The 15091-nt window shown below is 47.2% G+C and carries 15 protein-coding genes; 11 read left to right on the top strand and 4 right to left on the bottom strand.

Annotated features, from left to right (window positions below; genetic code table 11):
• Positions 1–143: 143 nt before the first annotated feature.
• The 4 genes from Q8M75_RS08950 to Q8M75_RS08935 form a co-directional block, all read right to left on the bottom strand.
• Positions 144–1145, bottom strand: coding sequence for a winged helix-turn-helix domain-containing protein (locus Q8M75_RS08950; protein ID WP_305488659.1), 1002 nt, complete (start codon positions 1143–1145; stop codon positions 144–146).
• A 198-nt stretch (positions 1146–1343) separates the two neighbouring features.
• Positions 1344–1925: a PIN domain-containing protein gene (locus Q8M75_RS08945; protein ID WP_305488657.1), complete on the bottom strand. Its 582-nt coding sequence runs from the start codon at positions 1923–1925 to the stop codon at positions 1344–1346.
• Positions 1925–2395: a helix-turn-helix domain-containing protein gene (locus Q8M75_RS08940; protein WP_305488655.1), complete on the bottom strand. Its 471-nt coding sequence runs from the start codon at positions 2393–2395 to the stop codon at positions 1925–1927. Before Q8M75_RS08940 ends, Q8M75_RS08945 begins: the two co-directional genes overlap by 1 nt.
• 312 nt (positions 2396–2707) lie before the next feature.
• A complete protein-coding gene (locus tag Q8M75_RS08935) occupies positions 2708–2962 on the bottom strand; it encodes a helix-turn-helix transcriptional regulator (protein ID WP_305488654.1) in 255 nt (84 codons plus the stop codon).
• Positions 2963–3312: 350 nt separating this feature from the next.
• On the opposite strand from Q8M75_RS08935, the gene pyrR reads away from it, so the two are divergent.
• The 11 genes from pyrR (at position 3313) to Q8M75_RS08880 (ending at position 15091) form a co-directional block, all read left to right on the top strand.
• A complete protein-coding gene (gene pyrR / locus Q8M75_RS08930; protein ID WP_305488652.1) occupies positions 3313–3837 on the top strand; it encodes a bifunctional pyr operon transcriptional regulator/uracil phosphoribosyltransferase PyrR in 525 nt (174 codons plus the stop codon).
• Between the two features lie 29 nt (positions 3838–3866).
• A complete protein-coding gene (locus tag Q8M75_RS08925; RefSeq protein ID WP_305489099.1) occupies positions 3867–4820 on the top strand; it encodes an aspartate carbamoyltransferase catalytic subunit in 954 nt (317 codons plus the stop codon).
• 32 nt (positions 4821–4852) lie between these two features.
• Positions 4853–6205: a hypothetical protein gene (locus Q8M75_RS08920; RefSeq protein ID WP_305488650.1), complete on the top strand. Its 1353-nt coding sequence runs from the start codon at positions 4853–4855 to the stop codon at positions 6203–6205.
• Positions 6206–6213: 8 nt separating this feature from the next.
• Complete coding sequence (locus Q8M75_RS08915; protein ID WP_305488648.1) at positions 6214–7113, top strand: DUF6492 family protein; 900 nt, start codon at positions 6214–6216, stop codon at positions 7111–7113.
• A gap of 179 nt (positions 7114–7292) precedes the next feature.
• The gene (gene rfbB, locus Q8M75_RS08910) at positions 7293–8351 is read left to right on the top strand and encodes a dTDP-glucose 4,6-dehydratase (protein ID WP_305488646.1); all 1059 of its coding nucleotides are present in this window, start codon (positions 7293–7295) and stop codon (positions 8349–8351) included.
• Positions 8352–8400: 49 nt separating this feature from the next.
• Positions 8401–9378, top strand: coding sequence for a dTDP-4-dehydrorhamnose reductase (gene rfbD / locus Q8M75_RS08905; RefSeq protein WP_305488644.1), 978 nt, complete (start codon positions 8401–8403; stop codon positions 9376–9378).
• Between the two features lie 100 nt (positions 9379–9478).
• On the top strand, positions 9479–10042 hold the full coding sequence (gene rfbC / locus Q8M75_RS08900) for a dTDP-4-dehydrorhamnose 3,5-epimerase (protein WP_305488642.1): 564 nt from the start codon (positions 9479–9481) through the stop codon (positions 10040–10042).
• A gap of 60 nt (positions 10043–10102) precedes the next feature.
• Positions 10103–11263, top strand: a complete 1161-nt coding sequence (gene waaC / locus Q8M75_RS08895; protein WP_305488640.1) for a lipopolysaccharide heptosyltransferase I — start codon at positions 10103–10105, stop codon at positions 11261–11263.
• 128 nt (positions 11264–11391) lie between these two features.
• Positions 11392–12879, top strand: coding sequence for a mannose-1-phosphate guanylyltransferase/mannose-6-phosphate isomerase (locus Q8M75_RS08890; protein WP_305488638.1), 1488 nt, complete (start codon positions 11392–11394; stop codon positions 12877–12879).
• 88 nt (positions 12880–12967) lie between these two features.
• Positions 12968–14095, top strand: coding sequence for a GDP-mannose 4,6-dehydratase (gene gmd / locus Q8M75_RS08885; protein WP_305488636.1), 1128 nt, complete (start codon positions 12968–12970; stop codon positions 14093–14095).
• Between the two features lie 18 nt (positions 14096–14113).
• The gene (locus tag Q8M75_RS08880; RefSeq protein WP_305488634.1) at positions 14114–15091 is read left to right on the top strand and encodes a GDP-L-fucose synthase; all 978 of its coding nucleotides are present in this window, start codon (positions 14114–14116) and stop codon (positions 15089–15091) included.

Raw genomic sequence — 15091 nt, 5'->3', positions numbered from 1 at the left:
GGAGTAGATACAACAGTCGTAATTATAGATAACTACTATGCGCACTTCATCATAGGAACGAGAATGTAATAAGTAACAAAAGTAATATTTATGAAGTTGAGCCTAATCAGTTTTAAGTTATTACAAAAAAATATTTAACCCCCTTACCATCTAAATTTCTTTTCTAAGTCGCTAAGTGCGAGTTCAATTCTGGAATCACCGTTATCCCTAAAGCTGAGCCATAAAGAGAGGGCATCTACACACGGTGTACGAGATGAGTTTGCATCTTTACTGCGCTGCATTCGTGGCTCATATGCCCAAATTTGGTAACACGTAGCCCCAGGTTCTTTTTCAGGCAAGACAGTAATGTTCGTTTGATTTTCTCGCCATTGAGCAGGAGACAGAGCATAGCAAGTTTCTTGATCTGCATTCACCATGGTGAGTTTGGATAGAGCTGAAATACCCGCCAGACAAATCTCCGAAGCGCGTAAGAAAACCGGGCTGTGAGTCCATATTTCAAATTTCACAGGCGTTCTTAAGTAAGCCTTCGCTTTTTGCCAAATGACTTCATGCCCATCGTTGCTGCGCAGGTATTTGCGACGACCCAAACTGAACTCCTCAAATAATCCAAGTTCAACTAATTCAGCAACAGCCCGAGAGGCAGTCATGTTGGAATACTGCAACGTTGCTGCAATTTCGCTAGGTGACCACTCGGATGCGAGTGGCTGGTTTTGTAAAAACCACAATAGCATCGCCTGGGTTGCCGGATTGAGTGCGCGGACAGGCGCTTTTCTCTGGCGATGAAAGTACTCGCGCAAATCAATTCCTAGCTCCATCAGATAAAGCTGATTACCTGGCACCAAAAAAGAAATCTTTTGCTCAATTAAGTAGCGTCTTTCATAGGATGCCAAGGATTCAAAACAAAGCACCAAGAGTTCATCCTTGGGCATGTGCGTTAAAGCAGTGCGGATTTGCCGTAAAGGAGTGTCTTTTTTGGGCATGGCTAGAGTGACTAAGTACCGCCCCAGTTCCATTTGTAAAAATGCAAACTCGTCTTGAAGCAGGTAAGGTAATTGCTGAGTCTTGGGGTAATCCACCAATGTCAGATTAGTCAGCCCGAGGGTGCTCCCTAAGTACTGAGCAATGGATTGTTTTGATATTAACATAATTAAAGCACGATAACATGATTTATGTTATCGTGCAAATTATAGTTTTATGTTAGTGTTCAGTCTCATCAAATACGCTGGATGGGTTTTTAATTGAATGGCAAAGGTGGGCAGGCGACTCAATTCGAATTACCGCTCATAGAGAGTTAGGGGCAGTTGAATGCACTTGCGTACTGTTGAGGAAATTAGCAGGTGTGATCAGATCAATTCCGCCGCGAGCCTCAGCCGCTCTGCCGTCGTTGGCAGACCACCCTGCTCCAAACCGAATGCGAAATCTTCTGGGCTTGACTGCGGCTTCTGGCGACGCGCTCTCATTCGCTTGAATGCTGCAATCGCGTTGACAGGATCCAGATCCCATTGGTTGATGACGAACGTATCTGGATCAGCAGCTTCGATGCCGAATTCCATCAAGATCGATGTCGGAAAATCCTTCAAATTCGATGTCACGATGCAGTCAGCATGGCCCGCAATCGCAGCTGCCAAAACATGAACATCATTGGGATCGGGCAATTCAATTCCACCAGTGATCGCTGACCATGCAGTTTCAGGCACTTCCCAGTCAGGGATGGCATCGCGCATGCTGTCTCGTCGAATCCCAAGCTTGCCGACCAGCTCAGGACGCTGCTTTTCTAAGGAACGGATCCACTCATCTTCAATGCGGGTTGTCCACTTGGCGGCGAAGAAACCTGCCGTAGCCAGACTCATCAAAGCATCCGTCATCGCCAGCGGATACAAGACGCATGCGTCCAGCAGCGCCGTATAGCGGGCATGCCCAGCCATCAGTAATCCAATCCCAACTCTTTGGCGTTCTCAGCCATTCGCTCCAGTGCATTGGCCTGCTGCGCGCGCATCTTTTGCGCATATGCCAACAGGTCTTCCAAGGCAATACGACGGTGCGAGCCCACTTTTCGATGCGGAAGGCGCCCGGCCTCCATTTCCTTGATCACAAACGGCCGAGAGACGTTCAGGAAATTGGCGGCTTCGACCGTCGTGAATTCTTGCTCAGTCGGCATCAGCACGATGGGACGACCTTCGCTCATGGCTCCCAGCAATTGCCCAATCAGCTTTAGGGCTGCAGGCGGCACCTCGACCGTTGGCTGCTCCCCTGTGTCTGTGGTCAGCGTGATGGCTGCGGCGCGCGAATGGTCGAGCGACGCCATGATGCAGCGCTGAGCCACCCTGACCATTTCCTTATCTTTGGCATTCAGCGGTAGGGGGGCAACCTCCCGAACACGATCAATCGTTCGCATGTCTTTCTCCTGTCTTGTCTGCCACGTCACAGCCGTGGTTATCTCGTACAGGATAGCACACCAAGTGCAACAAATGCAGCAAGTGAATCACTTGCTCGCGCAACATGAGGGCAAATTTCGCCGAACCGCTTGGCTTCTATGGCAAACAGCGCGTTCGTAGAGGCTTGGCAACACCTGAGGAAGGACACCCACATGGACGGAAGATGCATCTCCCAAAACGAGCTGGCCTAGCGCTGGCAGGTCAGCGAGTCAACCCTAGAACGCTGGCGCTCTCAACGGACCGGGGTACTGATGTGAAGGCGCTTTACGCGATCAGACTTCATCGAGGGCCTCTCTTAGCCGGTCGTAATCTAGGCGCACATCGTCAATGCGCAAGCACTTCCCGAGGGAAGTGCAGGTTTGAAGGAGGGTATGGGCGCTGATATTTACACCCGCTTCTAATTGAATAATGGTCTCTCGCCGTAAGCCAGCTCTTTTAGCCAGTTCAGCCTGAGTGAGGCCTAGCGCTTTCCGTTCCGAACGAACGGCTCGTCCTAGCTCACGCAAATTAAATAAATTGTTAGTCATAAGCAACATATTAGCATTAAAACAAGGTAAAAGTTACGTTTGACTAACATTAACGGTAGTGTAATCGGTAGCTTAAGGCTTCAATTGCCTGAGTCGGCTGGAAAAGCTCCGCACGCACACCATCAATGCCGAATAAGTCTAACCTTCCCTTGAATTGCCACTATCAATGTACTTTTAGCGTCGCGCTTACAAAAAACAGCCCTCAATACGCCCAGCACAATAAAATAAGCATCAATGCGCTTATGTGCTGAGGTTGTAATGCAGCAGATCAATGCAATAACCTGCATGAATTTGCATCAAGTTGCAAACCAGCGAGCAGCACACTAGATAAACCCTTTCAGGACAATAGGATGGATGCCGAGTTACTGTACAAAAAGCTGCTAGCCCATCTGCAGGCCCGAACATCCAAAGCGAATTCACCATTTCTGCTCGCCGGTTTAGCGATTGGAGGCGCTTGGATTGCGGAGCGCTTGGCGCGCGATTTAGGTCTCCCAAATTACGGCGTGATCAATGTCGCCTTTCATCGGGATGACTATGCTGAAAAGGGCTTAGCCGCAATGCGCTCGGCAGACAGTATGGCGACCCATCTTCCGTTTGAGGTGGCGGGCGCGCACATCGTACTGATTGATGATGTCCTGCTGACGGGCAGAACGGTGCGCGCCGCCCTCAATGAATTATTTGATTTTGGTCGTCCGGCGAGTGTTGATCTGATGGTGCTGGCGGATCGCGGTAAGCGGGAGCTGCCTATCGCCGCTGATTTTGTAGGCGAACATGTGAGCGTGCCAGACCACCAGATACTCGCATTAGAAAAGCACAGTTCAGATGCAAACAGTGACCAATACACATTCCGCTTTGTTCTGGAGGAACGAGCATGAGTATCGAAGCGAATCAGACCAAGCAAGCCATGCAGACTAATCAAATTAATGAGGCAGGTGAGCTCACCCATTTACTGACCTTAGAGGGTATGCCCAAAGAGCAGATCCTGCATATTCTGGATACGGCTCAGCAGTTTGTTAGTGTGACCGACCCAGCACGTGAAGTAAAAAAAGTACCACTGCTTCGGGGTAAAAGTGTATTCAACCTCTTTTTTGAAAACTCCACCCGTACCCGCACAACCTTTGAGATTGCCGCTAAGCGTTTATCGGCTGATGTGATTAATTTAGACATTTCTACCTCGTCGACTACCAAAGGCGAAAGTCTAATTGACACCATTGATAACTTGATAGCGATGCAGGCCGACATCTTTGTCGTGCGCCACAGTGTATCAAGGGCACCGATTGAAATTGCTAATCATGTGCCACCCTATGTACACGTAATTAATGCGGGCGATGGTAGCCATCAGCACCCGACGCAGGGCTTACTCGATATGTACACCATGCGTCACTTTAAGCAAGACTTCAGTAAGCTCAAGGTAGCAATCGTGGGTGATATCGTCCATAGCCGAGTGGCCAAGTCCAATATCCATGCGCTAACGGCGCTGGGCTGTACTGATATCCGTGCCATCGGCCCAGAGAGTTTGTTGCCCAATGATTTGGACATGCTGGGTGTGAAGGTCTTTCACAGCATGGAAGAGGGTTTGCGCGGCGTAGACGTGGTGATGACCCTACGTATTCAGAAAGAGCGCATGGAGGCCGGCAAGGTGCCTGAAGGAGATGCCTTCTTTAAGCAGTTTGGGTTAACCCAAGAGCGCCTGGCTTTGGCCAAGCCCGATGCGATTGTCATGCACCCAGGCCCAATGAACCGCGGTGTGGAGATTGACTCCAAAGTAGCGGATGGCGCGCAGTCGGTCATTCTGAAACAAGTGACCTTTGGCATTGCGGTGCGCATGGCAGTGATGTCGATTGTGGCCGGCAATTAAAGCGCACGACTAAACCCCATCCAATCAAAACAGTGACGGCTCCATTACCGCAGATTACTAGCCCAAAGCGCTGGCTCATTCTGTCGCACGCATTCAATATGGATGGCAGGGCGGCGAGTCAAACCATTACCGACAAAATTCCTTATTTGCTAAAGGCAGGGGTTGAGCCCATTGTGTTGAGCGGAATCACGGGGCTCAAAGACCAGCGCTTTCCGCACTACCAGTATCTCGCCTGGGGCCCTGCTGGATTTCGATTCGATTTTCGACATTGGGTTGCTAATCGCTATGGCCGTGGTGTTTTATACAAAGTAAGCACAAGCATCGTTTCTATTGCACTAGCCCCCTTCATTGCGCTCGAGCGCGCCCTGCTAGGGTATTCAAGCCAGTGGTCATGGGTTTTCCCAGCCTTTTTTCATGGCCGCAAACTGATACGAGCAGGTAAGGTGGATGTAGTTTTTTCGGTTGGTAGTGCCTGGTCTGCGCATTTGGCTGGAGTATGGTTAAAAAAAGCGACGGGTATTGAGCTGATCTCTGAAGTGCACGATCCTATGGTCCTTCGCAAGGATGAAAACGATCAGGGGATCGCAAAGCCAACAAATCGAGACGCTGCATTTCGGCATTATTTAGAGGCGCAGCTGACCCAGCACTCCAATTTGGTGTGGTGGTTTACGGATGGCGCGCTTCACTATGCGGGAGTGCGTAACCCCAACCTCAATACACCTAATAATGCCTATGGATTTATGGTGTTGCCTGGAGCCGAGCCGCCTGGAGGCTTGTCGGCCGGTCAGCAACACGTGTATACAGAGCATCTCAATATATGCCATTTCGGCTCTTTAGCAAAGGATCGGTCCTTGTCTACGATCCTCAAGGCATTGATTCCCCTTTTTCAGAAATATCCTGAAGCACGCCAGCATATACGAATCAATGCCTATGGGGCTCCTCTGGATTCGCTCACCTTAGATGCGCTCAAGCAGTGGGGGTTTGAGGATGTGCTCATTGCCCATGGCCGTTTAGAAAAAGACCCCGTCACTGGAAAATTAGGGCGGGAGCGCGTTGTCGAGAAAATGCAAAAGGCAGATGTATTGCTTTTAATGTTGGGGCATGAGGAGTGGTGCACCGAATATATTCCATCTAAGTTTTATGAATACCTATGGGCCGGCCGGCCTATCTGGGGCATTAGCCACCGCAATCCCCAATTGGATCAAATGCTGCTGGAGCGCGGATCCTATATTTGTTACGACGACTCAGATGAGAAAGTGGCCGCTATGCTAGAAACAATATGGCTCGATTGGCGTAAGCAGCAGCTCATCCAGCCAATCTGGAAGCCGATTGGTGTTGATCAAGCGGTAGCAACCATTCTCAATGCAGTCCAAGCCCATCAATAGGAATAGCCTTGAACGACATTGTTCTCTACTGTAAGTCGTACTCAAAGGATTTTTTGCGCCTGAAGAATCTCTTGGCTTCCATTCGGCAATTTAATGCGGATCAGATTGATTTTTATGTCTCTACGCCAGAGAGTCAGTATGACGAACTCAAGCGCTACATTGGTGCCGAGGGGTATCAGTGGGTCTCAGATGAGTCGATCATCCAATCCAATCCGAAGGTGCCCGCCGGCATTGAGAAAACAAAGCCGGGTGGGCTATCGCAGCAGGTGATTAAGTCTGAATTTTGGCGTTTAGGCACCGCACAAAATTATGTCTGCCTGGATTCTGATTGTATTTTTATCAAAGACTTTAAGAAAAGCGATTTTTTGGCAAGCGATGGAAATCCCTATACGGTGATTTATCAAAATAAGGAATACCACCAACTGGCATTTAATCGCGGGTACGCTAAAGCGCCACGCAATTTACAAATTGAGGCGGAAAATGTAAAAGCGCTCTTTGGCCGAGATGGGCCCAATTATTATTGTCCGTGCCCACCATTTATTTGGTCTGCGGCGGTGTGGTCCTCTTTGGATGCCAATTACCTCTCACCCCGTGGCATCACCCTGTGGGATTTATGTACGCCCAAGCAGCCTGAAACCTTTATTTACAACGAGGCCATGCTGAACTACCGCGCCATTCCCCTCCACCCGATAGAGCAATTGTTTCGGGTGTATTACTACGATTGGCATTACTTTCTCCTGCGAAGGTTGGGAGAGTCGATTCCCAAACTCAAAGAAAATTACCTTGGACTGATTTACCAGTCCAGTTGGGATTTGAGCCTTGATCTGGGCCCAAGTCAAAAGTCCATTTTTTCGCGTGCCTTGAAAAAACTCAAGCGCATGGGACGTTATTTGCAAAGCTATTTTTGATAGATGGAAGAAAGTAGATTTCAATTGGTCATAAATCTAAAAATGTTGAATTGCACTGCTGTCGTAAGTAGACTCATATCAACGATCTGTATTCGATGCATTCGAAAAGTTGGGGTAGGTATTTTTGGCAGAAATCGATTTAATAAGTACCTTTCATTACTAAAAGACATTCACTAAATATGATTCTCGTAACGGGCGGCGCTGGCTTTATTGGTGGTAATTTTGTTCTCGATTGGCTTAAAGACCCAAAAGCCGAAGGCATTGTTAATTTAGACAAATTAACCTATGCCGGTAATTTAGTCACACTTGATTCCCTTAAGATCGACCCCCGCCATATTTTTGTGCACGGTGATATTGGCGACAAAGAACTCGTTACAACACTACTAAAAGAGCATCAACCCAGAGCAATTGTGAACTTTGCAGCGGAGAGCCATGTCGATCGCTCGATTCATGGGCCGGCTGAGTTTGTACAAACTAATATTGTTGGAACTTTTAATTTGCTTGAATGCGCGAGAAGTTATTGGAATTCCTTGGATGAAAGCAAAAAAGCAGGCTTTCGCTTTCATCATGTCTCGACCGATGAGGTCTATGGCTCGCTCTCCAGTACTGCGCCTGCATTTACCGAGACGCATCCCTATGAGCCCAATAGCCCCTATTCGGCTTCAAAGGCTGCATCGGATCACTTAGTGCGAGCCTGGTTTCATACCTATGGTTTTCCAGTTGTCACCACTAATTGCTCGAATAACTACGGTCCGTATCACTTTCCAGAAAAGCTCATTCCCTTGGTTATTCTCAATGCCTTAAACAATAAGCCCCTGCCTATTTATGGCGATGGACAGCAAGTACGCGATTGGCTTTACGTTGGTGACCACTGCGCTGCGATTCGGGAAGTGCTCGCTAAAGGCAAGTTAGGCGAAACCTACAACATCGGTGGCTGGAATGAAAAAGCCAATATCGATGTAGTCAAAACCATTTTCCAGATCTTGGATGAGATCAAGCCAAGGGCAGACAAAAAATCCTATGCCGAACAAATTACCTTTGTTACAGACAGGCCTGGCCACGACCGCCGTTACGGCATTGATGCGAGCAAGATAAGTCGGGAGCTGGGCTGGAAGCCAAAAGAAACCTTTGATACCGGTATCAAAAAAACGGTGCAATGGTATCTGGATAATCCAGTTTGGGTTGAAGGCGTTGTGAGCGGATCCTATCGCGACTGGTTACAAAAGCAATACAACTAAACGCATAGCAAAATACACGGCCAACCGTACAGCCACATAAACCGTCCACATGAATATTCTCGTTTTTGGTAAAGATGGCCAACTCGGCAAAGCGTTTAAGGTCGTCTTTGATGCGAACAGGTTAAATGAATTGCACTGCATCACCTATGCTAGCCGTACTGAATGTGATCTGAGTAATGCAGATACAATTGCAAATCTACTTAATCAGATTAAGCCAAACTTGATTATTAATGCCGCTGCTTACACAGCAGTAGACAAAGCAGAAGCCGAAGTTGATTTAGCTTATGCCATTAATGCTAAAGCTCCAGAGGTAATGGCTATGTATGCCAAACTGCATGATGCTATTTTTCTATATTATTCCACTGACTATGTATTTGATGGAAGTAAAGACGGTTTTTATGCCGAGGATGATCAACGTAATCCGCTAGGCACCTATGGCAAAAGCAAAGCGGCAGGCGAGGAAGCAATTGAGAGTATTTTTGCAAATCTGCCTGCAAACTCGAGTGCGCAATATGCTGTTTTGAGAACCAGTTGGGTGTATGGTGATGGAGATAACTTTATTCGTACAATTTTGCGCTTAGCCAAGGAGCGCGAATCCCTCAAAGTTATTGCCGATCAATGTGGTGTACCAACCAGCGCTACTTGGCTAGCAGAAGTCAGCTTAGGCTTGGTGCTGGATGAGCATCATCATTTAAAGTCAATTACGTCGGGTATTTACCATGCCGCACCCAAGGGTGAAACGACTTGGCACGCCTTGGCATGCCACACAGTTAAGGTAGCAATCGATGCGGGCGCAGAACTAAAGCTGCGCCCAGAAGCAATTCAGGCAATCCCGGCTTCAAACTTTCCTATGATTGCACCCCGTCCAATAAATTCACGCTTGGATGTTAAAAAAATTCAACACGTTTTTCTAGGCCAAAGTAATCAATCGGGAGTGCAACTCTTTGATCGATTGTGGAGAACTCAGGTGACTGAATATGTTAATAATTACATAAGGACCGGTATTGATATGGGCGCTACCGCATAGCAATAGAGTGGGCTCTCAATCACATGCCATAAAAAAATGAAAATCAGCCTTACAATGCACGATATATAGCCTAACTTTTGGCTAGTTAATATAGAAACTAATGACCGACTTAAAATTGCAGATAACCCCAACAGCCTTAGAAGGTTTGTTGATTCTGAAGCCCAAAGTTTTTGGTGATAACCGCGGTTGGTTTACCGAGTCCTTTAATGCGAATGACTTTGCTAAGGCAACAGGCCTTGATGTGGAGTTTGTGCAAGACAACCATTCTTTCTCACGGCAGTGGACGTTGCGGGGGTTGCATTACCAGCTAAAACACACCCAAGGTAAATTAGTGCGAGTCACAGCGGGCTCCGTATTTGATGCAGTGGTCGACTTAAGAAAAGACTCCAGTACGTTTGGCCAATGGGTCGGTGAGATTCTGAGTGCTGAAAACTATAAACAACTCTGGGTCCCGCCAGGTTTTGCCCATGGCTTCTTGGTTCTATCGGAAACTGCTGAGTTTTTATACAAAACCACCGACTATTACGACCCCAGCAGCGAAGTCTGCCTGTCTTGGTGCGATCCAACAGTAGGAATTGATTGGCCTATTCCGCTGGATAAGCAGGCGCTGCTTAATGCCAAAGATGCTGCAGGGCTAGCCTGGGATCAGGTGCCGAAGTTCTAATTTCCCCGTGGTGGTGAATGTGCCGCTGAGTTGGGTACTAAACAATACGATAATGTGGGCATGACTAGTCAGCATCAAACCCCTGCTTTGGAACGAATGCAAACAGCGCAAGTTACGCAAGCGGAGCAAACAGCGCAGGCAGCCCAAGCACCAAAAATACTATTGGTGAAGCTTTCTTCTTTGGGCGACGTTCTGCATAACTTGCCTATCGTTTGGGATTTGCGCAAACGTCTGCCCGATGCCCAAATCGATTGGATTGTGGAAGAGGGCTATGTACATTTGCTGGAGCCTCTGAAAACCACAGCCACTTTTAAAGGGATTGATCGCATTATTCCAGTGGCCTTTCGGCGCTGGCGCAAGAATCTGTTCAGTCTTCGCACGTGGCGTGAGTTCTTTGCGATGCGCAAATTATTACAAGCCACTGCTTATGATGTGCTGCTAGAGACTCAGGGCTTATTAAAGTCTGCCCTAGTGTGCGCGCTGGCAAAAAAATCAAATAATTTAGTCGTGGCTGGCCTTGGTAATGCAACCGAGCATTCGGGTTATGAGCCCATTGCCAGAATGTTTTATACCGAATCAGTTCATGTTCCGCTGAAGTGCCATGCGATTGATCGCTCTCGCTGGGTGATGTGTTCGGCGTTTGACTGGCCGCTTTTCAATCGTAATGAAGATCCGCCACGCTTTTACCCGCAAGCGTTTGTAGAGCAGCTACCTCCACTTCTATTTGAGGGACTCAAGAAAACCGAGCAGGGCGCTCCGATGCCGTATGTGGTTTGCTTTCATTCGACGGCAAGGGCTGCTAAGCGGTGGCCCAATGAACATTGGGTAGAGTTAGGAAAAGAATTGTCCCGCCAAGGTTATCAAGTAATTCTGCCTTGGGGCAGTGAAGCGGAGATGAAGGTGAGCGCCTTGATAGCGAGTCAAATTCCGGGGGCAATGGTGCCGCGGGCTTTTTCGATTGAGGAGGCTTATTCTTTGGTAGCGCATGCCGCACTCACGATTGGAGTCGATACTGGCCTCACTCATTTATCGGCAGTACTGGGTAAGTCTACGGTGGAGATTTATTGCGACTCACCCAGATGGAAGACTGAAGGGTATTGGAGTAGTATGATTGCGAATGTAGGGGATATGAAAACAGTACCTTTAGTAGATGAGGTAATGATGGCTGCGCAAGCCGTTTTAGTAGCGCAATCCGCTCGGCAGCAAAAGCAGTTCAATTAAGCATCCGAAAAGTTAGTATTTACTAACAAAATACACTTTAAGTTGGATTTACTTAGTTTTGGAGGCTTGGGACATATAAAATAAGGCTTTCTTTATAAAAAGCATAAACGCTTATTTCCCCCAGTTTAATGACAACCGTACTTCCTGTAATTTTGTGTGGCGGCTCTGGCACTCGCCTTTGGCCATTGTCTCGGGCAGCCTTTCCGAAGCAGTTCCTGGCGCTCTCCGGAAATGATCAAAAGACGAGTTTGTTTCAGGAGGCAGTGGGGCGACTCAATCAATTAGCTTTGCCATCGATATCACTTGGCAACACCGTGATTGTGACCAATGAAGACCATCGCTTCTTGGTGCTGGATCAGCTGCGTGAGATGGAAAGCATCAAGGCAACTTTACTCTTGGAGCCCGCTGGCCGAAATACCGCTCCAGCACTAACTTTGGCAGCACTCTACGCATCTGAGAGCGGCGTTGATAAAACCCATGATCCTATTTTGGTCATTACGCCCGCAGACCAAACCATTCAAAACGCAGATGCATTTAAGAATGCATTACAAAGCTGCATTTCCCTTGTGGCTGATGATGCGAATAAAAAAACCATCGCTATTTTAGGTATTAGGCCAACTGCACCAGAAACCGGTTATGGCTACATTAAGCGTTCAGATAGTAAAGGTAGTTTTGCAGAATACATCGTCGAGCAGTTTGCTGAAAAGCCTAATTTAGAAACTGCTATGGCTTATTTAGAAGACGGCAATTATTGCTGGAATGGTGGGATGTTTGTCCTGCGCGCCAGCACGTGGCTTGCTGCCTTACAAGAATATCGCCCTGACATTTTAGAAGCTACGCAGAAAGCCTGGGGTCAAAAGACCGAAGATCAGGCAGACGGTACGCCCTTTATGAGGCCTGACAAAGGATTGTTCGGCGGTATTCCGAGTGATTCAATTGACTATGCTGTGATTGAAAAATGCCCTGGTAGCCAATATCACATCAAGATGGTTGAGCTGAATGCGGGCTGGAATGACCTAGGCGCTTGGGATGCAGTTTGGCAAGTAGGTCATAAAGATGGCGACGGTAATGTCACGAGTGGCGATGTGCTGCTCAGTAATTCAACAAACTCGTTAGTGCATGCTAGTAGCCGTTTGGTGAGTACGGTTGGCGTAGATAATTTGATTGTGATTGAAACTGCGGATGCAGTATTGGTAGCGGACCGGAGCAAGAGTCAGGACGTCAAACACATCGTCAACCAATTAGGGGCACAGAAGCGCGAAGAAAAAACCCTGCACCGCAAGGTCGCCCGTCCTTGGGGCTGGTACGACAGTGTCGATGAGGGTGAGCGCTTTAAGGTGAAGCGCATTCAAGTAAAACCTGGCGCAAGCTTATCCCTGCAGATGCACCATCACCGCGCCGAGCATTGGATCGTGGTCAAAGGCACTGCGGAGATTACGAACGGCGACAAGGTGATTACGCTAACTGAAAACCAAAGTACCTATATTCCGCAAGGCCAGACACATCGATTGGCGAACCCTGGCAAGACCCCTTTAGAAGTTATTGAGGTGCAATCTGGCAGTTATCTGGGTGAGGATGATATTGTGCGTTTTGAAGATACCTATGGTCGTAATTAATTCAGCATAATGTTAAATCAAGTTATTTAATTTCTGTTAAATTAAATTACTGAGTAATACGCTTTTAAAAATGTTAATGAGAAATGAAATGAGTCAACAAAAAGTCGCCTTAATTACCGGTATAACTGGCCAAGATGGATCTTACCTTGCCGAGTTCTTGTTGGAAAAGGGGTATGTTGTCCACGGTATTAAGCGCCGCTCTTCTTCTTTTAATACTGACCGCATTGATCATCTCTATAAGGATCCGCATGTAAGTAGCCGTAATTTGATTTTGCATTACGGCGATTTATCTGATACTAGTAACTTGGTCCGCATTATTCAGGAATGCCATCCTGATGAGATTTATAACCTAGGTGCGCAAAGTCACGTGGCGGTCTCGTTTGAGTCACCTGAGTACACCGCGGATGTCGACGGCATGGGAGCCCTGCGTATTTTGGAGGCCATTCGGATTTTAGGAATGCAAAACAAAACCCGTTTCTATCAAGCTTCGACTTCTGAGCTTTACGGTTTAGTACAAGAAACCCCTCAAAAAGAATCAACCCCGTTTTATCCCAGAAGCCCGTATGCAGTAGCTAAGCTTTATGCTTACTGGATTACCGTGAATTACCGTGAGGCTTACGGTATGTATGCCTGTAACGGCATCCTCTTTAATCATGAATCGAAGCGCCGAGGTGAAACCTTTGTAACCCGTAAGGTAACGCGTGGCTTAGCTAATATTGCCCAAGGTCTAGAAGATTGTCTATACATGGGTAACATAGATGCCCTGCGCGACTGGGGCCATGCCAAAGACTATGTGAGAATGCAATGGCTAATGCTCCAACAAGACAACCCAGAAGACTATGTGATTGCTACAGGCATCCAGTTTACTGTTCGTGAATTTATTACCCGCAGCGCTAAGCAACTTGGTATTTCTCTCGAGTTTGACGGTGCAGCTGAAAATGAAAAAGCTATTATCACTAGAATTGTGGGTGATAAGGCTCCAGCCTTAAAAGTAGGTGATGTGATTGTGAAAATCGATCCTCACTACTATCGTCCAACGGAAGTCGAAACACTCTTGGGGGACCCCACTAAAGCCAAAGAAAAGCTAGGCTGGGTTCCGGAAATTACACTAGATCAAATGATTGAAGAGATGGTTGAAAACGACCTTGATCAGGCTAGGCAACATGCTTTATTGAGTAAACATGGTTATTCAGTATCAGTAGGCAAAGAGAATTAAAAAAGAAAAAGTATTCACATGGGTCAAGATTTGAATCAAAAGATTTATGTTGCTGGCCATCTTGGTATGGTTGGATCAAGCATTGTTCGCAATCTTCAGGCCAAAGGCTTTAACAACATCGTCACTCGTACCCACAAAGAGCTTGACCTCACAAATCAATTGGCCACGCAAGTTTTTTTTGCAACAGAAAGGCCCGATCAAGTCTATTTAGCAGCCGCTAAAGTGGGAGGTATACATGCGAATAATACCTTCCCGGCTGATTTTATTTACAACAACTTGGCAGTGCAGAACAATGTTATCCACCAAGCTTTTGTTAGTGGAGTAAAAAAAATCTTGTTCTTGGGGTCAAGTTGCATCTATCCCAAGTTAGCACCTCAGCCGATGGGCGAAGATGCACTGCTTACGGGTAAGTTAGAGTTAACCAATGAGCCTTATGCGATTGCCAAGATTGCTGGTATTAAGATGTGCGAGAGCTATAACCGCCAATATGGCAAATCCCATGGGATTGACTACCGCTCGGTGATGCCGACTAATTTATATGGCCCTGGTGACAACTATCACCCAGAGAATGGCCATGTCATTCCAGCATTAGTTAGACGATTCCATGAGGCGAAGGTCGCCAACTATCCTGAAGTATTGATTTGGGGAACGGGCAGGCCTAAGCGGGAGTTTCTCTATGTGGACGATATGGCTGCCGCCTCGATCTTTGTAATGCAGTTAGATAAAACTACCTACGATAGCCAAACGCAGCCGATGCAAAATCATCTTAATGTGGGCTTTGGAAGTGATGTCACGATTGCAGAATTGGCTCACGCTGTAGCAAAAGCTGTTGGCTATCAAGGCAATATTAAATTTGATCCCAGCAAACCTGATGGATCTCCTCGGAAATGGATGAGCTCTGAACGTTTAAATAAGTTGGGCTGGAATCCGAAAGTAAGCTTAAATGAGGGTTTGAGGCTCACTTATGAAGCATTTCAGGCACACAATAAAGACTGA

It is taken from the genome of Polynucleobacter sp., from assembly GCF_030693775.1.
Taxonomy (GTDB): domain Bacteria; phylum Pseudomonadota; class Gammaproteobacteria; order Burkholderiales; family Burkholderiaceae; genus Polynucleobacter.
The sequence above is the reverse complement of the archived record's forward strand: the minus strand, read 5'-3'. Positions and strand labels throughout refer to the sequence as shown.

Bases quoted from the DNA above. Each gene is read 5' to 3' on its own strand.
- gmd (WP_305488636.1), top strand. From the start codon at position 12,968: ATGAGTCAACAAAAAGTCGCCTTAATTACCGGTATAACTGGCCAAGAT.
- Q8M75_RS08945 (WP_305488657.1), bottom strand. From the start codon at position 1,925: ATGGCTGGGCATGCCCGCTATACGGCGCTGCTGGACGCATGCGTCTTG.
- Q8M75_RS08925 (WP_305489099.1), top strand. From the start codon at position 3,867: ATGCAGACTAATCAAATTAATGAGGCAGGTGAGCTCACCCATTTACTG.
- Q8M75_RS08935 (WP_305488654.1), bottom strand. From the start codon at position 2,962: ATGACTAACAATTTATTTAATTTGCGTGAGCTAGGACGAGCCGTTCGT.
- Q8M75_RS08940 (WP_305488655.1), bottom strand. From the start codon at position 2,395: ATGCGAACGATTGATCGTGTTCGGGAGGTTGCCCCCCTACCGCTGAAT.
- rfbD (WP_305488644.1), top strand. From the start codon at position 8,401: ATGAATATTCTCGTTTTTGGTAAAGATGGCCAACTCGGCAAAGCGTTT.
- pyrR (WP_305488652.1), top strand. From the start codon at position 3,313: ATGGATGCCGAGTTACTGTACAAAAAGCTGCTAGCCCATCTGCAGGCC.
- Q8M75_RS08950 (WP_305488659.1), bottom strand. From the start codon at position 1,145: ATGTTAATATCAAAACAATCCATTGCTCAGTACTTAGGGAGCACCCTC.
- Q8M75_RS08890 (WP_305488638.1), top strand. From the start codon at position 11,392: ATGACAACCGTACTTCCTGTAATTTTGTGTGGCGGCTCTGGCACTCGC.
- rfbC (WP_305488642.1), top strand. From the start codon at position 9,479: ATGACCGACTTAAAATTGCAGATAACCCCAACAGCCTTAGAAGGTTTG.
- Q8M75_RS08880 (WP_305488634.1), top strand. From the start codon at position 14,114: ATGGGTCAAGATTTGAATCAAAAGATTTATGTTGCTGGCCATCTTGGT.
- rfbB (WP_305488646.1), top strand. From the start codon at position 7,293: ATGATTCTCGTAACGGGCGGCGCTGGCTTTATTGGTGGTAATTTTGTT.
- waaC (WP_305488640.1), top strand. From the start codon at position 10,103: ATGACTAGTCAGCATCAAACCCCTGCTTTGGAACGAATGCAAACAGCG.